Below are 3,743 nucleotides of genomic sequence, written 5' to 3'. Positions count from 1 at the left end.
GGTCGCGATGGACTCGACGTATCGAAGGCGAATTTGGTCAGTTCGCAAAGCCTTGCCCCCGGGGCGCGGCGAAACTCCTCGATCTCATCCTTGAACGACCGATCCGCGGCCAGTCCCCCGGCCGAATCGACGGTCAGGGTCAGCGTCCCGATCACCTCGTCCTGCGAGGCGGCGGTGAATGTCACGCAATTCGGGGTCGACGGCAGTTTGTGGTTGGAGCCATATCCGCGCCACGAGTACATCCGGTTCAACAACATGTTGGCGCGATTGCGATGCCCGTCGCAATCTGCGAGGCGGATGGTCAGCGCGTCGTCCGGCGTGCCCCTGCCGCCCTGATCGGGAAGGAAGATCGTATGAAGCTGGGGTCCGGTAAGCGCGCTACGATCGGCCTTAGCCGTCCTTCTGCGATCGCGGGCGCGCAGCGTCCCCCAGTTGAACGACATTAATCCCAACCCCCATGCCGACGACGCTTTCGCGTCGCGGGCAATTCCCGGTGACGGGCTCGAACACCCGCGACGAGGGAATCCTAGGGGAGAGTGGGTTAAAGGTAAGTGTCATTTGCGGCCGTTCGGGGCGGATCGGGCCAAGGCGTGTAGGTGGCGCGACGAGGCGAGTCGGCACCGGGCTGAGCGCGCCAGGTCGCGCCTAATCCCGATCCGGGACATTCTGCACCTGTTAGGCAAAATCGAAGAGTTTCGTTAACTGTGACTTTAGGTTATGGTGTTAACGACTCGATAATGATTCGAACAGGGAGGTAAATGACATGCGGCGTCTTTTCCATGCTTTCGCAGCGGTTTCGGCCTCTCTTCTGGCGGCCACGGCGGCCCAATCGGCAACGACGATCATCACGCCCAGCATCCAGCCACCAGGAACGAGTTTCCTCGTCGCCGGCAATATCTTCTCCGGTCCGATTGCTGCGTCCTTCGGCCATACTGGGATCGTGGCGGGCGCCTTCACCGATCTGTTCCAGTTCACCATCCCGCAGAACGGGGTCGGCAGCGGTTCGGTGATCACGGGAACGGATGCGTTCTTGAGTACGACCGATCTTGATATCACTTCTGTCACGGTCAATGGTCTGGCCGCACTGCTGGTCTTGAGGGATAGTTTCGGCAACATCTGCTTCGTCCGCGGCGGCGTCGCCGGCTGTGGCGCCACCGAAGGCTATTCGATCGCCGGCGTCCCGATCACGTCACTGGCGCTGAACACCATCAACGTCACGGGGACCTCGCGCGGTCTGGGATCCTTTGGCGGCAATGCCACTTTCTCGCCCGTTCCCGAGCCCGCGACTTGGGCGATGATGTTGATCGGCTTCGGGGCAATGGGCGTGGCGTTCCGCCGCCGCCGTGTGTCGGCGTTGAAGATCGCCTGACGCGATTGGACGTGCCGCCAGGATCCCCCTCTTTGGCGTGATCGGACAGCTGCTGGAGAAGCCCGGCCAGAAATGACCGGGCTTTTTGCATAAGATGATATCCGGCGAGGGACACCGAGCCGAGGTAAGCAGGTAAATTTCGACCGTAGCGAGCACAAAAGTGAAGTGGCGCGCGATCCGTTCGACCCACCCGTTTTGCTCACCTTAAGAACCCTCGGCGATGCCATCAGTCGTTTGCCTGCTTTCGACCAATTTCGGACATTAGCTAAAAAGCTTTCCTAAGGTCCGGCGCTCGTGCCACGCGGGACTCGGCTGTTTCTCAACAATGATCTTGCCTCGAGTCCCCGGAGCGGCCCGCGCCGTCGAATTGCCCGTACCGTGTGAACATTAGTGAACTTTGAACGCTGATTTCTGATCTGACGCCGGGAAAATCGGGGTTAAAAAAGCCTCGCCGTCACCGTGAATCAGTGTGAATCTACGCGCCGCCCTTACCGCCGCCGATACCTGAAATAATAAGGTCGCCGCCCCTCGCGCCGCGACTTGGCACCGTAGCGCGTTTCGATCCACCCGCCGCTCGGCTCGAGGAATTTCTGCGGCGTTTCGGCCAGCCATTCGAATGCTTCGTCGTGCCGCTGCATCACCATCAGCGCCCAGTCGAGGTAGATCGGATGGTCGGTCGCCAGCCGGAACTCGCCGCCCGGCTTCAGCTTGGCCGCGATCAGCGCGACCGGGCCGTCGTTCATCATCCGCCGCTTGGCGTGGCGCGCCTTGGGCCAAGGGTCGGGGTGGAGCAGATAGACGAAGCTCAGGCTCGCGTCCGGCACCCGCCGCAGCACCGCCAGCGCATCGCCCATATCGAGCCGGACATTGGCCAGCCGCCGGTCGCGGACGTGGGTCAGCGCGACCGCCATGCCGTTGACGAACGGCTCGCAGCCGATGAAGCCGTGGTCGGGCAGCATGTCGGCGCGCTCGGCCAGATGCTCGCCCGCGCCGAACCCGATTTCGAAGTGCAAGGGCCGGTCATCTCCGAACAGTGACTGCGCCGTCACCTCGCCCTCGGCCGGCACCGCGATCGCTGGCAGCAGCGTGTCCAACAACGCCTGCTGCTCGACCCGCACCTTGTGCCCACTCGACCGGCCATAGAGCCGGTTGAGAGTCGTCGGATCGCCCGCTTTTTGTGCGCTCACGGGCTGGCCCGCACGCGCTGCGGCCGCGCCAGCCACAGCGCGACCAGCACCAGCGCGAAGGCGAACAGCATCGGCAGTATGTTGCCCATCCGCGCGAATGGCGTCGGCGTTCGCGCCGCCGGGATATGCGCCTCGATCTGCCCCGGCTCACGCCACGGCAGCGAGGCCAGCAGCCGTCCCTCGGCATCGACCAGTGCGCTGATCCCGGTCGGGGTCGAGCGGATCACGCCGAGCCCTTCCTCGGCCGCGCGCAGCCGCGCCTGGGCCAAGTGCTGCGGCGGTCCCCATGCCCCGAACCAGGCGTCGTTCGACGGATTGAAGATGAAGTCGGGACGGTGGGCGCGGTCGACGACCTCACCCGAGAAGATGATCTCGTAGCAGATCTGCAATCCCATCCGCCCGAACCCCGGCAGGTCGATCGTGCGGGGTCCCGACCCGGCGTCGAAATCGACATCGCCCGGCGCCAGCCGCGACAGGCCGATCGCCGACAGGATCGGCCGCATCGGCAGATATTCGCCATAGGGCACGAGGTGCGCCTTGTCGTACCGACCCAGCAGGCGGCCGCCGGGCGCCAGAACGAAGCTGCTGTTGCGCGCGCTCGTCACCCGCAGGCCGTCGGTCGAGGCGAGCCCCTCGCTCCCGGCAACGAGCAGGTCGTTGGGTCCGAGGGCGTGCGTCACCGCCTGCCGCGTCTGCGCGATCGCCGCCGCCGTACCGCCTCGATCATCCTCGAGCGGCGTGGTCACCGCCGATTCGGGCCACAGCAGCAGCCGCGGCTGTCCCTCCGGCGCGCCCGACAGGTTGAGCAGGCGCGCGATCTGCGCCTGCACCAGCTCCGGGCTCCACCGCTCGGCTTGCCCGATGTTGGGCTGGACGATGCGGAACAGAGGGGTCGCCACACTCGTCTGGCTGGCACCGGCACCGAGCGTCACGAACCCAAGCACCCCGGTCACTGCGACCAGCGCGATCGGCCGAACTCCCTCGCGCCAGTTACGCAGAGCGATCCACAGCCCGCCGCCGAGCAGCACGACCATCGCCGACAGGCCGTAGGTCCCGACCAGCCCGCTCGACAGCCGCAGCGGCGTATCGACCAGCGTCACCCCGACCGGATTCCACGCGAAACCGGTAAAGATCCCCGCGCGCAGATATTCGCACGCTGCCCAGCCGCCGGCGAGCGCGAACACCAA

General features: G+C 65.1%; 4 protein-coding genes. 1 reads left to right on the top strand and 3 read right to left on the bottom strand.

Annotated elements, in window-relative coordinates; translation table 11 throughout:
- On the bottom strand, positions 1-443 hold a 443-nt coding region (locus tag RMN84_RS04630; RefSeq protein WP_405051435.1), incomplete at its 3' end, for an N-acyl amino acid synthase FeeM domain-containing protein.
- 320 nt (positions 444-763) lie between these two features.
- On the opposite strand from RMN84_RS04630, the gene RMN84_RS04625 reads away from it, so the two are divergent.
- Positions 764-1,369, top strand: coding sequence for an FxDxF family PEP-CTERM protein (locus RMN84_RS04625; RefSeq protein WP_309611029.1), 606 nt, complete (start codon positions 764-766; stop codon positions 1,367-1,369).
- Positions 1,370-1,857: 488 nt separating this feature from the next.
- On the opposite strand, the gene RMN84_RS04620 is transcribed toward RMN84_RS04625, so the two are convergent.
- On the bottom strand, positions 1,858-2,556 hold the full coding sequence (locus tag RMN84_RS04620) for a tRNA (guanine(46)-N(7))-methyltransferase TrmB (protein WP_309611028.1): 699 nt from the start codon (positions 2,554-2,556) through the stop codon (positions 1,858-1,860).
- On the bottom strand, positions 2,553-3,743 hold a 1,191-nt coding region (lnt, locus tag RMN84_RS04615; protein WP_309611027.1), incomplete at its 5' end, for an apolipoprotein N-acyltransferase. The genes RMN84_RS04620 and lnt, both read right to left, overlap by 4 nt.

The sequence above is a fragment of the Sphingomonas sp. genome (genome assembly GCF_031380695.1).
Lineage (GTDB): Bacteria > Pseudomonadota > Alphaproteobacteria > Sphingomonadales > Sphingomonadaceae > Sphingomicrobium.
This window is presented reverse-complemented; position numbering and strand designations above follow the sequence as displayed.

Bases quoted from the DNA above. Each gene is read 5' to 3' on its own strand.
- RMN84_RS04625 (WP_309611029.1), top strand. From the start codon at position 764: ATGCGGCGTCTTTTCCATGCTTTCGCAGCGGTTTCGGCCTCTCTTCTG.